This window comes from Nonomuraea sp. NPDC001831 (assembly GCF_042892035.1).
GTDB lineage: Bacteria > Actinomycetota > Actinomycetes > Streptosporangiales > Streptosporangiaceae > Nonomuraea.
This window is the reverse complement of record NZ_JBIATU010000001.1, coordinates 568,761-582,695: the sequence shown is the minus strand read 5'-3', so window position 1 is coordinate 582,695 and position 13,935 is coordinate 568,761. Positions and strand designations below refer to the sequence as shown.

The 13,935-nt window shown below is 73.5% G+C and carries 8 protein-coding genes (1 of these 8 cut by a window edge); 4 read left to right on the top strand and 4 right to left on the bottom strand.

Features of this window, described 5'->3' with window-relative positions:
• The 4 genes in view from ACFYYW_RS02565 to ACFYYW_RS02550 are tightly spaced (each overlapping or abutting the next) and all read left to right on the top strand, a layout consistent with a single transcriptional unit that may run on beyond the window.
• Positions 1-88, top strand: the final stretch of a protein-coding gene (locus ACFYYW_RS02565) for an amino acid adenylation domain-containing protein (RefSeq protein ID WP_387644181.1). Its footprint begins 3,041 nt before the window's first position; 88 of the gene's 3,129 nt are visible here — the last part of the coding sequence; its start codon lies beyond the left edge, outside the window; it ends in the stop codon at positions 86-88.
• Positions 81-3,110 carry an amino acid adenylation domain-containing protein gene (locus tag ACFYYW_RS02560; RefSeq protein WP_387644178.1) on the top strand — a complete coding sequence of 1,010 codons (3,030 nt, stop codon included), beginning with the start codon at positions 81-83 and terminating at the stop codon, positions 3,108-3,110. Before ACFYYW_RS02565 ends, ACFYYW_RS02560 begins: the two co-directional genes overlap by 8 nt.
• Positions 3,107-6,721, top strand: a complete 3,615-nt coding sequence (locus tag ACFYYW_RS02555; RefSeq protein WP_387644175.1) for an amino acid adenylation domain-containing protein — start codon at positions 3,107-3,109, stop codon at positions 6,719-6,721. Before ACFYYW_RS02560 ends, ACFYYW_RS02555 begins: the two co-directional genes overlap by 4 nt.
• Positions 6,702-7,970 (top strand): MFS transporter, encoded by a 1,269-nt coding sequence (locus ACFYYW_RS02550; protein ID WP_352323359.1) that lies wholly within the window; start codon positions 6,702-6,704, stop codon positions 7,968-7,970. Before ACFYYW_RS02555 ends, ACFYYW_RS02550 begins: the two co-directional genes overlap by 20 nt.
• Here the strand turns inward: ACFYYW_RS02550 and ACFYYW_RS02545 are convergent.
• Genes ACFYYW_RS02545 through ACFYYW_RS02530 form a run of 4 tightly spaced genes read right to left on the bottom strand, consistent with a single transcriptional unit; the run spans position 7,939 to position 13,935 of the window.
• On the bottom strand, positions 7,939-8,958 hold the full coding sequence (locus tag ACFYYW_RS02545; RefSeq protein ID WP_387644173.1) for an LLM class F420-dependent oxidoreductase: 1,020 nt from the start codon (positions 8,956-8,958) through the stop codon (positions 7,939-7,941). The genes ACFYYW_RS02550 and ACFYYW_RS02545 overlap by 32 nt on opposite strands.
• Positions 8,937-9,671, bottom strand: coding sequence for a thioesterase II family protein (locus ACFYYW_RS02540; RefSeq protein WP_387644170.1), 735 nt, complete (start codon positions 9,669-9,671; stop codon positions 8,937-8,939). The genes ACFYYW_RS02545 and ACFYYW_RS02540 overlap by 22 nt, the downstream gene beginning before the upstream one ends.
• Positions 9,668-13,627, bottom strand: coding sequence for an amino acid adenylation domain-containing protein (locus tag ACFYYW_RS02535; protein WP_387644167.1), 3,960 nt, complete (start codon positions 13,625-13,627; stop codon positions 9,668-9,670). Before ACFYYW_RS02535 ends, ACFYYW_RS02540 begins: the two co-directional genes overlap by 4 nt.
• Positions 13,624-13,935: an acyl carrier protein gene (locus ACFYYW_RS02530; protein WP_352323355.1), complete on the bottom strand. Its 312-nt coding sequence runs from the start codon at positions 13,933-13,935 to the stop codon at positions 13,624-13,626. Before ACFYYW_RS02530 ends, ACFYYW_RS02535 begins: the two co-directional genes overlap by 4 nt.

The following is a 13,935-nucleotide window of genomic DNA, read 5'->3' as shown; positions in this document are numbered from 1 at the left end:
GCTCAAGCTGGCCTTCACCCACCCGACGCCACGCCTGCTGGCCGCGGCCCTGGAACACCTGGCCGAGGAGGCCGACGAGCGTGGATGAACGGCGAACCCGCGTGCAGGCCCGCTTCCGCAAGGCGGTCGCGGGCCTGGGCGCCGCGGAGCAGATCCCGCGACGTGCCGAGGGCAGCGATCCGCCGCTGTCGTTCGCGCAGGAGCGGCTGTGGTTCATGGAGCAGTTCGCCCCCGGGACGAGCGCGTACGTGCTGCCCGTGTCGGCCAGGCTGCGCGGCCCGCTCGACGTCGAACGGCTGCGGGAGTCGCTGGACGCCGTGGTCGCCCGGCACGAGAGCCTGCGCATGACCTTCCCCGCCGGCCCCGACGGGCGGCCGGAGGTGCGGGTGGCGGACCGGGTGCGGGTGCCGCTGCGCGTCGTGGACGTGCCGGGCGAGGCGGCGGCCAGGCAGGTGCTGAGCGCCGACGCCGCGCTCCCCTTCGAGCTGGCGGACGGCCCGCTGCTGCGCGCCACCCTGGTCCGGCTCGCGCCCGACGACCACGCGCTGCTGGTGGCGGTCCATCACATCGTCGCCGACGGCTGGTCGGCCGACCTCATCCTCCGCGAGCTGCTGACGCCGCCGCGGAGCGGGCCGCGGCTGGGTTTCGGCGACTACGCCCTGTGGCAGCGGGAGCGGTTGAGCGGCGACCGGCTGGCCGGCGACCTGGCGTTCTGGCGCGCCGAGCTGGACGGGTTGCAGGTGCTCGACCTGCCCCTGGACCGGCCGCGCCCGGCCCGGCAGACCTTCCGGGGCGGCTGGCACGACGTGGAGCTGGACGTGGCGGCGTTCCGCGAGTTGTGCCGGGCCGAGGGGGCGACGCTCTATATGGGGCTGCTCGCCGCCTTCCAGGTGCTGCTGGCCCGCTGGTCCGGCACGACCGGCTTCGCGGTGGGGTCGCCGGTGGCCGGACGGACCCGGCCGGAGTTCGAGGACATGGTCGGGCTGTTCGTCAACCTGCTCCCGTTGCGGGCGCGGCTGGCGGGCGACCCCGGCTTCGCCGAGCTGCTGCGGCGCACGCGGGACGGCGCGATCGAGGTCTACGGCCACCAGGAGCTGCCCTTCGAGAAGCTGGTCGCCGAGCTGGACCCCGAACGCGACGTCAGCCGCCCGCCGCTGGTCCAGGTGCTGTTCGCGCTGCAGAGCTACCGCGGCGACGGCGAGGGCTTCGAGCCGGACAGCACGACCACCCGGTTCGACCTGGAGCTCTACGCCGCCGAGCGGGGCGAGTTGTTGCAGGGCCGCTTCGTCTACAACGCCGAGCTGTTCCGGCCGGAGACGATCGAGCGGCTGGCGCAGCGGTTCGCCGCGCTGTTGCGTGCGGTGGTGGCGTCCCCCGACGTGCCGGTGGGGCGTCTGGACATCCTGCCGGACGAGGAGCGGAAGCAGCTCGCGCGCTGGAACGCCACCGATCGGGAACATCCGGGCGGCACCCTGCACGACCTGGTGTTCGAGCAGGCCGAGCGCACCCCGGACGCGACGGCGCTGGTCTTCGAGGGCGACCGGCTGACCTACCGCGAGCTGGCCGAACGGGCCCGCGCGGTCGCCGCCGGGCTGGACGTGCGGGTGGACCAGCCGGTGGGCGTCTGCATGGAACGCGGGCTGGACCTGCCCGTCGTGCTCCTCGGCGTCATGGCCGCCGGCGGCGCCTACCTGCCCCTCGACCCCTCCCACCCGGCGGAGCGCACGCGCGGCATGCTGGCCGACGCGGGCGCCGACCTGATGGTCACGGCGGCGGACGTGCGGCCGGCTGCGGGGTCCGTGGTGCGGGTGCGTGAGGACAACCTGGCCTACGTCATCTTCACGTCCGGCTCGACCGGGCGGCCCAAGGGCGTGGGCGTCTCCCACCGGGCGATCGTCAACCGGCTGCGCTGGATGCAGGACACCTTCCACCTCACCCCGCACGACCGCGTCCTGCACAAGACACCCACCACCTTCGACGTCTCGGTGTGGGAACTGTTCTGGCCCCTCATCACCGGCGCCACCATGATCATCGCCCGGCCCGGCGGCCACCGCGACACCGCCTACCTACGCGACCTCATCAAGACCGAGAACATCACCACGACGCACTTCGTCCCCTCGATGTTGCAGGCATTCCTGGAAGAAGAAGACATCCAGCTTCCACCCCGGATCATCTGCTCCGGCGAAGCCCTCCCACCCCATGACCTCCCAGGACTCCACAACCTGTACGGCCCCACCGAAGCAGCCGTCGACGTCTCCTGGCACCCCTGCCAACCCGGAGAAACCACCGTCCCCATCGGCAAACCCGTCCACAACACCACCCTGCACGTCCTGGACCCACACCTCCAGGACGTCCCCATCGGCACCCCCGGCGAGCTCTACATCGGCGGCACCCAACTCGCCCGCGGATACCTCGGCAAACCCGCACTCACCGCCGAACGCTTCCTCCCCGCACCCAACGGCCAACGCCTCTACAGAACCGGCGACCTCGCCCGCTGGCTACCTTCGGGAGAACTCGAATACCTCGGCCGCACCGACCACCAAGTCAAGATCCGCGGCATGCGCGTGGAGCTGGGCGAGATCGAGGCCGTGCTGCGGGAGCGACCCGGCGTGACGGCGGCGGCGGCCAAGCTGGTGAACGGCCGCCTGGTCGGCTACGTCGTCGGCGACGTCCCCGAGCTGTCCGACGCGCTGCCGGATTACATGATCCCGACGGCGTGGGTGCGGCTGGACCGCCTGCCCGTCACCGCCAACGGCAAGCTCGACCGCGCCGCCCTGCCCGCGCCCGACCGCCCGGCCGACCTGCCGTGGGAGCCGCCGCGCGGCGCGGCGGAGATCGCCGTCGCGCAGGTCTGGCAGGAGGTGCTCGGCCTCGACCGGGCCGGCCGGCACGACACCTTCTTCGCCGTGGGCGGCGACTCCATCAGCAGTCTCAAGGTCGTCGCCCGGCTGCGCGCCACGGGCTACGACGTGGAACTGCAGCAGCTGTTCACCCATCAGGCGGTCGCCGAACTGGCCGCCGTGCTGCGGCCGCGGCAGGCCGTATCGGAGACCACGGCGGGAGCCTTCGACCTGCTCAGCGTGGCGGACAGAGAGAGGCTCATGCGATGATCATCGACGCCTACCCGCTCAGCGCCCTCCAGGCCGGGATGCTGTACCACAGCGAGCTGGACGGCGTGACCTTCCACGACCACACCACGCTCACGCTGCGCGGCACGTTCGACGAGGCGGCCCTGGTCAGGGCGCTGGACGAGCTGTCGGCCCGGCACGAGGTGCTGCGGACGTCCTTCGACCTGACCGGGTTCAGCGAGCCCGTCCAGCTCGTGCACGACCGTGCGGAGATCCCGCTGACCGTCTCCGGCGGCGAGCCGGAGTACGGGCCGTTCGACTGGACGCGGGCCCCCCTGCTCCGCGTCCACGTGCGGCCCGAGGCCGACCGGTTCGCGCTGACCGTCTACTTCCACCACGCGATCCTCGACGGGTGGAGCGTCGCGCGGCTGGTCAGCGAGCTGCTGGAACGCTATGCGACCCCCGGGCTGCCGGTGGAGCCGCCGGCGGCGCGCTTCCGCGACCTGGTGGCGGCCGAGAAGGCGATGCTGGCCCGGCCGGAGGCGGCGGAGTTCTGGCGGGACGCGATCGCCGAGGCGCCGGAGGGCCGGTTGCCCCGGATGCCCGGCTACCCCACCGGCGGGCCGCGCGAGGTCGCGGTGCTGGCCACGGCGCTCCCCGGCGACCTGGCCAAGGCGCTGGCCGAGCAGGCGGCCGCCCGGGTGCCGCTGCGCTCGGTGGTGCTCGCGGCGCACGTGCGCGTCATGGCCCTGCTCACCGGCGATCCCGACGTCCTGACGGGGATGCTCACGCACAGCCGCCCGGAGAGCGAGGCCGGCGACGAGGTGCTCGGCCTGTTCCTCAACACCGTCCCGCTGCGGGTCCGGGCCGACGCGCCCGACCTGGTCCAGCGGGTCTTCCAGGCGGAGGTGGCGGCGCTGCCGTACCGGCACTTCCCGCTCTTCGAGATCCAGCGGGCCAGCGGTCGCGCGCGCCTGCTGGACACGCACGTGGACTTCCGCGACTTCCACGTGAACGGCGCCGCCGCCACGCCCATCGAGGGCCAGGACTTCTTCGAGCAGACCGACTTCGCCTTCAGCACGGCCTTCGTCCGGACGCCGGGCCAGGGGCTGACGCTGACCATCTCCTACGACACCACGCAGTTCCCGGCCGACCAGGTCGCGGCGATCCGGGACCACTACCTCCGCGCCCTGTCCGGACAGGCCGGCATCTCACCGCAGGACGCGGCCCAGCTCGCGCGCTGGAATGCCACCGATCGGGAGCATCCGGGCGGCACCCTGCACGAGCTGGTCTTCGAGCAGGCCGAGCGCACCCCGGACGCGACGGCGCTGGTCTTCGAGGGCGACCGGCTGACCTACCGCGAGCTGGCCGAACGGGCCCGCGCGGTCGCCGCCGGGCTGGACGTGCGGGTGGACCAGCCGGTGGGCGTCTGCATGGAACGCGGGCTGGACCTGCCCGTCGTGCTGCTCGGCGTCATGGCCGCCGGCGGCGCCTACTTGCCCCTCGACCCGGCCGACCCCGAGGAACGGCGGCGCGGCATGCTCGCCGACGCGGGGGCCGCGACCGTGCTCACCGCCGCGGCCTCCGGAGACCGGTTCACCCCGCCGCCGGTGCACGAGGACAACCTGGCCTACGTCATCTTCACCTCCGGCTCGACCGGGCGACCCAAGGGCGTGGGCGTCTCCCACCGGGCGATCGTCAACCGGCTGCGCTGGATGCAGGACACCTTCCAGCTCACCCCGCACGACCGCGTCCTGCACAAGACACCCACCACCTTCGACGTCTCGGTGTGGGAACTGTTCTGGCCGCTCATCACCGGCGCCACCATGGTCATCGCCCGGCCCGGCGGCCACCGCGACACCGCCTACCTACGCGACCTCATCAAGACCGAGAACATCACCACGACGCACTTCGTCCCCTCGATGTTGCAGGCATTCCTGGAAGAAGAAGACATCCAGCTTCCACCCCGGATCATCTGCTCCGGCGAAGCCCTCCCACCCCATGACCTCCCAGGACTGCACAACCTGTACGGCCCCACCGAAGCAGCCGTCGACGTCTCCTGGCACCCCTGCCAACCCGGAGAAACCACCGTCCCCATCGGCAAACCCGTCCACAACACCACCCTGCACGTCCTCGACCCACACCTCCAAGACGTCCCCATCGGCACCCCCGGCGAGCTCTACATCGGCGGCACCCAACTCGCCCGCGGCTACCTCGGCAAACCCGCACTCACCGCCGAACGCTTCCTCCCCGCACCCAACGGCCAACGCCTCTACAAAACCGGCGACCTCGCCCGCTGGCTACCTTCGGGAGAACTCGAATACCTCGGCCGCACCGACCACCAAGTCAAGATCCGCGGCATGCGCGTCGAACCCGGCGAGATCGAGGCCGTCCTGCGCGCCCAGCCGGGGGTCCGCGACGCGGCCGTCACGGCGCACGGGCACAGCCTGGTCGGCTACGTGGTGGGCGACGTGCCCGACCTCCAGGACGTCCTGCCCGACCACCTGATCCCGCGCCGGTGGGTGAGCCTGGACGCCCTCCCCCTCACCCGCAGCGGCAAGCTCGACCGAGCCGCGCTGCCCGCGCCGGAGACGGCGAGCGGCCGGCCGTACGTGCCGCCACGCGACGAGGTGGAGGCGCGCCTGGCCACGCTCTACGAAGAGGTGCTGCAGGTGCCCGCGGCCGGGATCCTGGACGACTTCTTCGAGCTCGGCGGCCACTCGCTGAGCGCCCTGCGGCTGGCCGCCCGCATCCGCCAGGAGCTGGGACGCAGCCTGCCCGTGGGCACCGTGCTGACCGCGCCGACGATCAGCAAGCTGGCCAGGGTGCTCCGCCAGCCCGAGGATTTGGCGCCGCCGAGCCACGTCGTGCCGCTCAACCCGGACGGCGACCGCACGCCGATCTTCTTCATCCACGCGCTCGGCGGCCAGGTCTTCCGCTACCACCCGCTGGCCCGCCGCCTCGGCCCCGACCAGCCGGTGTACGCCATCGCCGCGCGCGGGCTCGCGCCCGGCGAGGAGCCGCACGCCACGCTCGCCGAGATGGCCGACGCCTACGTGGCCGACCTGCTGGAGGTGCGGCCGGCGGGGCCGTACGTGCTGGGCGGGTTCTGCATCGGCGGGAACATCGCCCTGGAGGTGGCCAGGCGGCTGCGCGAGCGCGGCGAGCAGGTGCCGCTCGTCGTGCTGCTCTACGCCAACGCCGAGGAGCCCGTGGCCGAGGCGTCGCTGGAGGACGACACGGTCCTGCTGTTCCACGCGCTGGCCGGCGGCCCCGAGGAGACCCTCGGGCTGGACCCGGCCGAGCTCGCCGCCCGTCCGCCGGAGGAGCAGCTCCTGACGGTCATGGGCGCCGCCTCCGCCGCCGACCGGCTGGCGCCCGACACCGCCGAGGTCGAGCAGGCGCGCCGCTACCTGGCCGTGTTCCGGGCCAACGCGCACGCGGTCGGCGGCTACCGGCACGAGCCCTACGACGGCGACGTCGCGCTCTTCGCGCCCAGGCGCGAGGACGGCAACTGGCCCTCCGTCGCCAAGGGGCGGCTGGCCCACGTCGCGATCCCCGAGGAACGCGTCCCGATCCTGTACGAACCCCTGGTCGCCGGAGCGGCCACCGAGATCAGAAGGTGGATGGATCATGGCATCCCCGACCAGTGAGCAGACGAGCCTCTGGAAGCACCCCGACTTCCTGCGGCTGTGGGCGGGCCAGAGCCTGTCGCAGTTCGGCTCGGCGATCAGTCTGTTCGCGTTCCCCGTCATCGCGGTCACCGTCCTGAACGCCTCCGAGGCGGAGATGGGCGTCGTCGGCTTCCTGCTGCGGCTGCCGATGGTGTTCTTCCTGCTGTTCGGCGTGCTGGCCGACCGGGTGCGCAAGCGGCCCATCCTGATCTGGACGGACGCGGCGCGTTTCGTGCTGCTGATGCTGATCCCCGTGGCGTGGTTCGCCGACCTGCTCACGCTGACCTGGCTCTACGGCGTCATCTTCGCGCTCGGCCTGCTCAGCACGCTCTTCCAGACGGCCTACCGCAGTTACTTCCCGTTCCTGGTGCCGCGGGAGAACTTCATGGAGGGCAACTCCAAGCTGCAGCTGACCGAGTCGGCCGCCCAGACGTTCGGGCCCGGCCTGGCCGCGGCGCTGCTGAAGGTGCTCGCCGCGCCCGCGCTGCTGATCATCGACGCGGTGTCGTACCTGGCCTCCGCGATCGCGGTGTCCCTGATCAAGCGGCCGGAGGCCCGTCCGGAGCCGGACGACACCACCCCCGCACAGGTGCACAAGGCGATCTGGCAGGGCATGGGCTGGGTGATGCGGCACGAGCTGATCCGGCCGCTGGCCGTCTCCTCGGCCGTGTACTCGCTGTTCATCCTGGGCTCGATGAACTCGATCTACGCCCTGTACGTGATCCGCGACCTGGGCGTGCCCGCGGCCTGGTTCGGCAGCATCCTGGCCGGCGGCGGCGTGGGCGCGATCATCGGGGCGCTGGTCGCCGTCAAGGTGATGCGGCGTTACGCGATCGGCAAGGTGCTGGTGTGGTCGATGGTGTACGGCAACCTGGCGCTCTTCCTCATCCCGCTGGCCGTCGGCCCGGTCTGGGTCTCCGTGGCGATGCTCGTCGTCGCGCAGCTGGTCAGCGGCGTCAGCTCGCAGATCTTCTTCGTCACCAACACCAGCCTGGTGCAGACGGTCACCCCGCCGCACCTCCAGGGCCGGGTGGTGGCCTCGATCTACTCGCTGGGCCTGATCCCCGCGCCGCTGGGCGCGCTCGGCGCCGGCCTGCTGGCCGGCGCCGTGGGCACGCGGACGACGCTGTGGGTGGTCATCGCCGTCGGCGCGCTGGTGCCGATCGCGGCGATGGCCTGGTCGCCGCTGGCCAAGCTCATCGGGATGCCGGCGCCAGACCCGCAATGAGCCGCAGCTGACGGCTGCGCAGCCGCCGGGTGGGCGTGACCAGGCCGACGATCAGCGTGGTCGCGCCCGCCTCCTGGTAGGCCGCCATCCGCTCGCGCACCTTGCCCGCGGGGCCGCACATGGTCATCGCGTCCACGAGCGCGTCGGGCAGCATGGCCATGGCCTCGCCCTGCCGCCCGTCCAGGAAGGCCTCCTGCATGCGGGTGGCCTCCTGCTCGAAGCCGAGCGTGGCGGCCAGGCGGTTGTAGAAGTTGGTCCGGCGCGAGCCCATGCCGCCGAGGTAGAGGGCGAGCATGGGCCGCATCATGTCGTAGGCCAGCTCCTGGTCCTCCTCGACGAGCGTGAGCACCATGGGGGCGACGTCCAGGGCGGCGCCGTTGAGGTGTTTGGCCATGCGGGCCAGGTGGTCGGGCGGGAAGTGGATGGCCAGCCAGCCGTCGGCGAGCTCGCCGGCCAGCGCGACCGTCTTCGGGCCCATCGCGGCCAGGTAGACCGGCAGCCGCTCCTGGACCGGCGCGACGGCCAGCGTCAGCTCCTTGCCCTCGCTGCCGGGCAGGGGCAGCGTCATCGTGGGGCCCTCGTGCCGCACCGGCTGGCCGTCCAGCGCCTTGCGCACCACCTGGAGGTAGTCGCGGGCGCGGGCCAGCGGCCGGTCGAAGCGCTCGCCGTGCCAGCCCTCGACCACCTGCGGGCCGGACGGGCCCACGCCCAGCCGGGCGCGGCCGCCGGAGACCTGGTCGAGGGTGGCCGCCGTCATCGCGGCGACCACGGGTTTGCGTCCGGACATCTGCAGCACGCCGGTGCCGAGCGCGATGCGCTCGGTCTGGCCGGCGATCCAGGCCAGGAGGCTCGCCGGGTCGGTCCCGTAGGTCTCGGCCGCCCACACGGACGAGTAGCCCAGGGCCTCCGCCTCGCGGACCAGCGCCAGGTGGTCGGCCGGGCCGAGGCCCGCGCCGCCCCAGTAGCTCATGCTGTAACCGAGGCGCATCCCATCTCCTCAACGATCGCGGCGGCCAGGGCGTCCGGGGTCTCCTCGGCCAGCCAGTGGGTGGAGTCGAGCTCCTTCAACGCGGGCCGGTGCACGCTCTGCCGCCGCCAGCCCAGGAGGCCGCCCCGGGTCAGCGAGGCGTCCCTGGCCCCGTACAGGACGGAGATCGGCACCGGCAGCGGCGGTCCCGGCCGGTGGTGATAGCCGGCCAGCAGCCCGAAGTCGGCCCGCAGCGCCGGCTCCAGCACCGGCCAGAGCGCCTCCCGGTCGGCCAGCTCCGGCGGGACGCCGCCGAGCTCGATCAGCTGCTCCCAGAACAGCCACGACGGCAACGACGGCAGGCGGCGCAGCAGCAGGGTGACGTCCGGCGCGGCGAACGAGCCCACGACCAGCCGTTCCGGCCGCCCGCCCAGCTCGACCACGCGCCGGCAGACGAGGAAGGCCAGCAACGCCCCGCTGCAGTAGCCGAACAGCGTGTACGGCTCCCGCCACCCGGCCAGGTCGCGCGCCAGGTCCTCGACCAGCCCGTCGAGGTCGGTCCGCGGCTCTTCGGCCAGCCTGGCCTGGCGTCCCGGCAGGTTGACCGACCACAGGCCCACCTCGGGCGGGAAGTGCCCGGCGAGCTCGCCGAGCGAGGCAGGACCGCCGCCCGCGTGCGGGAAGGCGACCAGCGCCCGCTCCCCCTCCTTGACCTGGACGTACCACGGCGTCATCGGGCTTCCCCCAGGTGCAGGGCCAGTTCGGCCGGCGTCGGATGGTCGAACACGGCCCGTACCGAGACGGCGCGGCCCGCCAGCTCCTCCAGCGGGCCGATCAGCCGGACGGCCAGCACGGAGTGGCCGCCGTTGAGGAAGAAGTTGTCGTGCGGCCCGAGGCCGGGCCGGTTCAGCGCCTCGCTCCACAGCGCCACCACCTGCCGGACCAGCCCGTCGCCCGCCTCCCGCGCCGGGGCGCGGCCCTCGTCGGGCACCTTCAGCTCACGGTAGGCGATCTTGCCGTTGGCCGTGGTGGGCAGCCTTCCGGTGACGACGTACCGGGTGGGGACGGCGTAGTCGGGCAGCCGCGTCCTGGCGAAGCGCCACAACTCTTCCTCGGTGGTCTCGCCGGTGACCTCCAGGAAGGCGGCGAGCCGTCCGTCGGTCTGCGGGTCGCCGTCGAGGATCACCGCGGCCGTCCGGACCGCCTCGTGCCCGTGCAGCGCGGCCTCGACCTCGCCCAGCTCGATGCGGTGGCCGCGCAGCTTGATCTGCCGGTCGTCGCGGCCGAGCAGCTCCAGCCGGCCGTCGTGGCGGATGCGCGCGCGGTCGCCGGTCCGGTAGAACCGGCCGTACCGGTCGTGGTGGCCGAAGCGCTGCGCCGTCAGCTCGGGACGGTCGAGGTAGCCCGCGCTCACCCCCGCGCCGGCGACGCACAGCTCGCCCGGCACGCCCGGCGGCAGCTCGCGGCCCGCGGCGTCGGTGACGAAGATCTGGGTGTTGGCCAGCGGCTCCCCGGCGGGGACCGGGTCGAGCGGCGGCTCGCGCAGCTCGGCGGCGGTGGACCAGATGGTCGTCTCGGTCGGCCCGTAGACGTTGAACACCCGGCAGCCCAGCTCCAGCAGGTCCCTGGCCAGGGTGGCGGGCATCGGCTCGCCGCCGCACAACACCGTGCGCCCGGCCAGCTCGCGCCCGGCCTCCGGCGCGATCAGCCGCCACGCGGTGGGGGTGGCCTGCACGACCTGGACGTCGCTTCCGGCGATCAGCTCCAGGAACCTGCCCGGCTGGAGCTGGTCCTCGTCGGAGGCCACGACCACGGTGCCGCCGCAGGCCAGCGGCAGCAGCAGTTCCAGCCAGGAGATGTCGAAGGAGGTGGTGGTGGACCACAGGACGCTGGTGGGCGCGCCCAGCCGGTCGGCGAAGTCGAGCACGAGGTTCGTCAGGTTCGCGTGCGTGACCTGCACGCCCTTGGGCTGCCCGGTGGAGCCGGAGGTGTAGATGACGTAGGCGATGTCCCCGGTCTCGGCCGGTACGTGGTCCCCCCGCGTGCCGGGCATCGGCACGACCGGCGTCCCGCCCGCCCAGTGCGGGCTGCCCGCCGCGACCACCAGCCGCGCCCCCGAGTCGGCCACCTGGAAGGCCAGGCGTGACTCCGGTTGCCGCACGTCCAGCGGCAGGAACGCCGCTCCCGCCTGCCACACGCCGAGGACCGCCGCCACCAGGTCCGCCGAGCGCCCCAGGGCCAGGGCGACGACGTCGCCGTCACCCACCCCGCGCTCGCGCAGCAGGTCGCGGACCGCGGCCGCGCGTCCCAGCAGCTCGTCGTAGGTGACCTCCTGGTCGCCCTCGCGCACCGCCACGGCCGGGCCCGGCACGATGCGCCCGGCCAGCGTGCCCGGCCAGGTGCGGCCCGTGTCGTTGATGCGGTCGAGCAGCGCCCGGTCGGCCGGGGAGAACACGTCCGGCACGCCGCCGCGCGCCGCCTGCCGCACCACCGCGCACAGCCTGGCGGTGAACGCCGCGATCTCGTCCTCGTCGTGCACCTCGGTGCTGTGCACCATCCGGACGGTGAGCCGGTCCGGCTCCTGGATGACGTTGCACTGCATGTCCAGGCGGCTGCGGTCGATCAGGTTGTCCACATAGCCGGGCACCTCGCCCTGGATGTGCACCTTCTCGTCGCTCCAGGGCCGATAGTTGAACATGTGCCGGAACAGCGGGACCCGCCAGTCGTCCGTGCCGTGCCCGCGGCGGGTCAGCACCGCCTCCACCGAGGCCCCGGCGTGCTCGACGCCCTCCGCGAACGCCTCCTCCACGCGCCTGGCGAGCTGCTCGAAGTCGTCGTCCGGCTCGACGTGGACGCGCAGCGGCAGGGTGCTCACGGCGTAGCCGACGCGCCGGTGCTGCTCGCCCGTCTTGGTGCTGACCGGCATGCCGATCACCAGGTCCGGGCCGGCGCCGTGCCCGCGCAGCGTCAGCAGGAAGGCGGTGGCCAGCACGATGTTGCCGGTGGTGCGCAGCCTGGCGCGCAGCTCGTCCAGGGCCGCCACCGTCTCGGCGTCCACCTGCCAGGAGCAGGTGTGCCCGGCGAACGTCGGCCGGACCGGCGAGGGCCTGCTGCCCGGCAGCACCATGGCGGCCGGGTCGACGCCGTCGAGCCGGTCCAGCCAGTAGCCGATCGACTCCTCCGACGGCTCCCCCGGCTCCAGCATCGGCGCGGGGCCCGCCAGCTCGGGGGGCAGCGGGCCGTGCCCGGTCTGGCTGTCGTAGAAGCGGCCCAGCTCCTCCACCAGGAGCTGCATGGAGGTGCCGTCGATGATGATGTGGTGGCCGGCCAGGCACACCACGGTTCCCGCGCCGTCGGGCAGGGTGAAGTGCCCCACCCTGACGAGCAGGTCGCGGCCCAGGTCGAAGGGCTCATCCAGGAAGGACCGCAGGTCCGCGACCAGCGTCTCCTCCGTCGTGGCCCGGGTCTCGACCTTCAGCTGGGCGTCCTGGGGGGCCACCAGGTGCCGGACGGGCGTCCCGTCCACCACGGGGAACCGCAGGCGCAGCGCCGGGTGCCGCTTGACCAGCCGGTTCACCGCGATCTGCAGCGGCAGCCGGCGCAGCGGCGTCCGGAACCTGAGCGCCACCGCCAGGTTCGACACGCCGCTGTCCGGCGCGAGCTGCTCCAGCACCCAGAACGAGTACGGCACCGCCGACAGCGGGCGCGGCTCCTCCACGGAGGCGGGCAGCTCCGGCTGCGGCCTCGGGACGGGGACGCGTTGCAGCGGATGATCGGGGTCCAGCGCGGCCCAGTCCACCCGGCCGCCGCCCGTCCAGAACCTGGCCACGGCGGCCAGCAACCCGGCCCGGTCGGGACCCGCCTCGACCTCGGCCCCGGGGTTCGCCCGCGTGAGGGCGGTGAGCGTGTCGTGCGGCGAGGGGTCGTCCACGAGGGCCGCCGGGTCCGGGACGGCCGGCAGGACGCCCCAGGCGGCGAGGGTGGCGGCCAGCCCGTAGGCGGTGGTGAGGGCGGGTGACGCCTGGACGCCGCGGGCTTCGAAGACCTCTTCGCACACGTCCACGGCCTCGGTGAACACCGGCTCCACGCCGTACAGCCCGGCTGCCCCGGCGGAGAGGGCCGGGCTGACCGGCTCCTGCTCGTAGTCGTGCTCCCGGCCCAGCGCGAGGGCGGCCTCCGCGGCGCTCCGGCAGACGACCGCGCCGCGCACGAGGTGGTGGGCGCGTCCCTGCTGCAGGGTGCCCGCCACGTCGGCGTAGCGGTCCTCCGGCAGGCCGGCGAGGAAGCCGGCCAGGCTTCGCCGTACCGACTCGGCCTCCTCGCGGGTGCGGCCGGACCACACCACGACCCGCGGACGGCCGTCGCCCGGCGCGTGCACCGGCGGATACCCTTCCTCGACCTCCAGGTCGCCGGGCCAGATCACCCGGTGCACCAGGTCGCCGTCGAGCAGCGCCCGGTCGAGCAGCCGCAGGACCAGGGTGCCGCGCAGCGTTCCCGGCGGCAGCTCGCCGGCGTCGGTCACGGCGAGCTCGCACTCCCCGGCCAGCAGCGCGGCGCAGGCCTTGCCCACCCCGCCGTACAGCCGGACGGCCTGCGCTCCTGGATCGTGCCCGGCCTCCTCGGCCGCCGCGGCCTCCAGCGGGAAACGCCCCACCGCGATCACCGCGACGGGCTGTTCGTGCGAGGTCACCGACCTTCCTCGCGGATCCTGGCGCGCACGTCGCGGCGGCTGCCGCCCAGCGGACGGCGGCGGACGCCGTCCTGCCGGGCCGGGGCGGCCTCCTGGCCCTTGGCGATCAGGTGCGAGAGCGCGCGCAGGTTCGGGTGGGTGAACATCGCGGTGACCGGCAGCTTCAGGCCCAGCGCCGCGGTGATCTCCTCGTGCAGCTCGACCAGCGCGAGCGAGTCGAAACCGGCTTCGAAGAAGTTGAGGTCGGGATCGAGGGCGCGGCCTAACCTGCGCTCCACGAGTGATGCAACCGCGTCGGCCTGGGTCAT

Coding starts and splice junctions, on each gene's coding strand:
- ACFYYW_RS02545 (WP_387644173.1), bottom strand. CDS start 8,958: ATGCGCCTCGGTTACAGCATGAGCTACTGGGGCGGCGCGGGCCTCGGC.
- ACFYYW_RS02540 (WP_387644170.1), bottom strand. CDS start 9,671: ATGACGCCGTGGTACGTCCAGGTCAAGGAGGGGGAGCGGGCGCTGGTC.
- ACFYYW_RS02550 (WP_352323359.1), top strand. CDS start 6,702: ATGGCATCCCCGACCAGTGAGCAGACGAGCCTCTGGAAGCACCCCGAC.
- ACFYYW_RS02530 (WP_352323355.1), bottom strand. CDS start 13,935: ATGACCCAGGCCGACGCGGTTGCATCACTCGTGGAGCGCAGGTTAGGC.
- ACFYYW_RS02555 (WP_387644175.1), top strand. CDS start 3,107: ATGATCATCGACGCCTACCCGCTCAGCGCCCTCCAGGCCGGGATGCTG.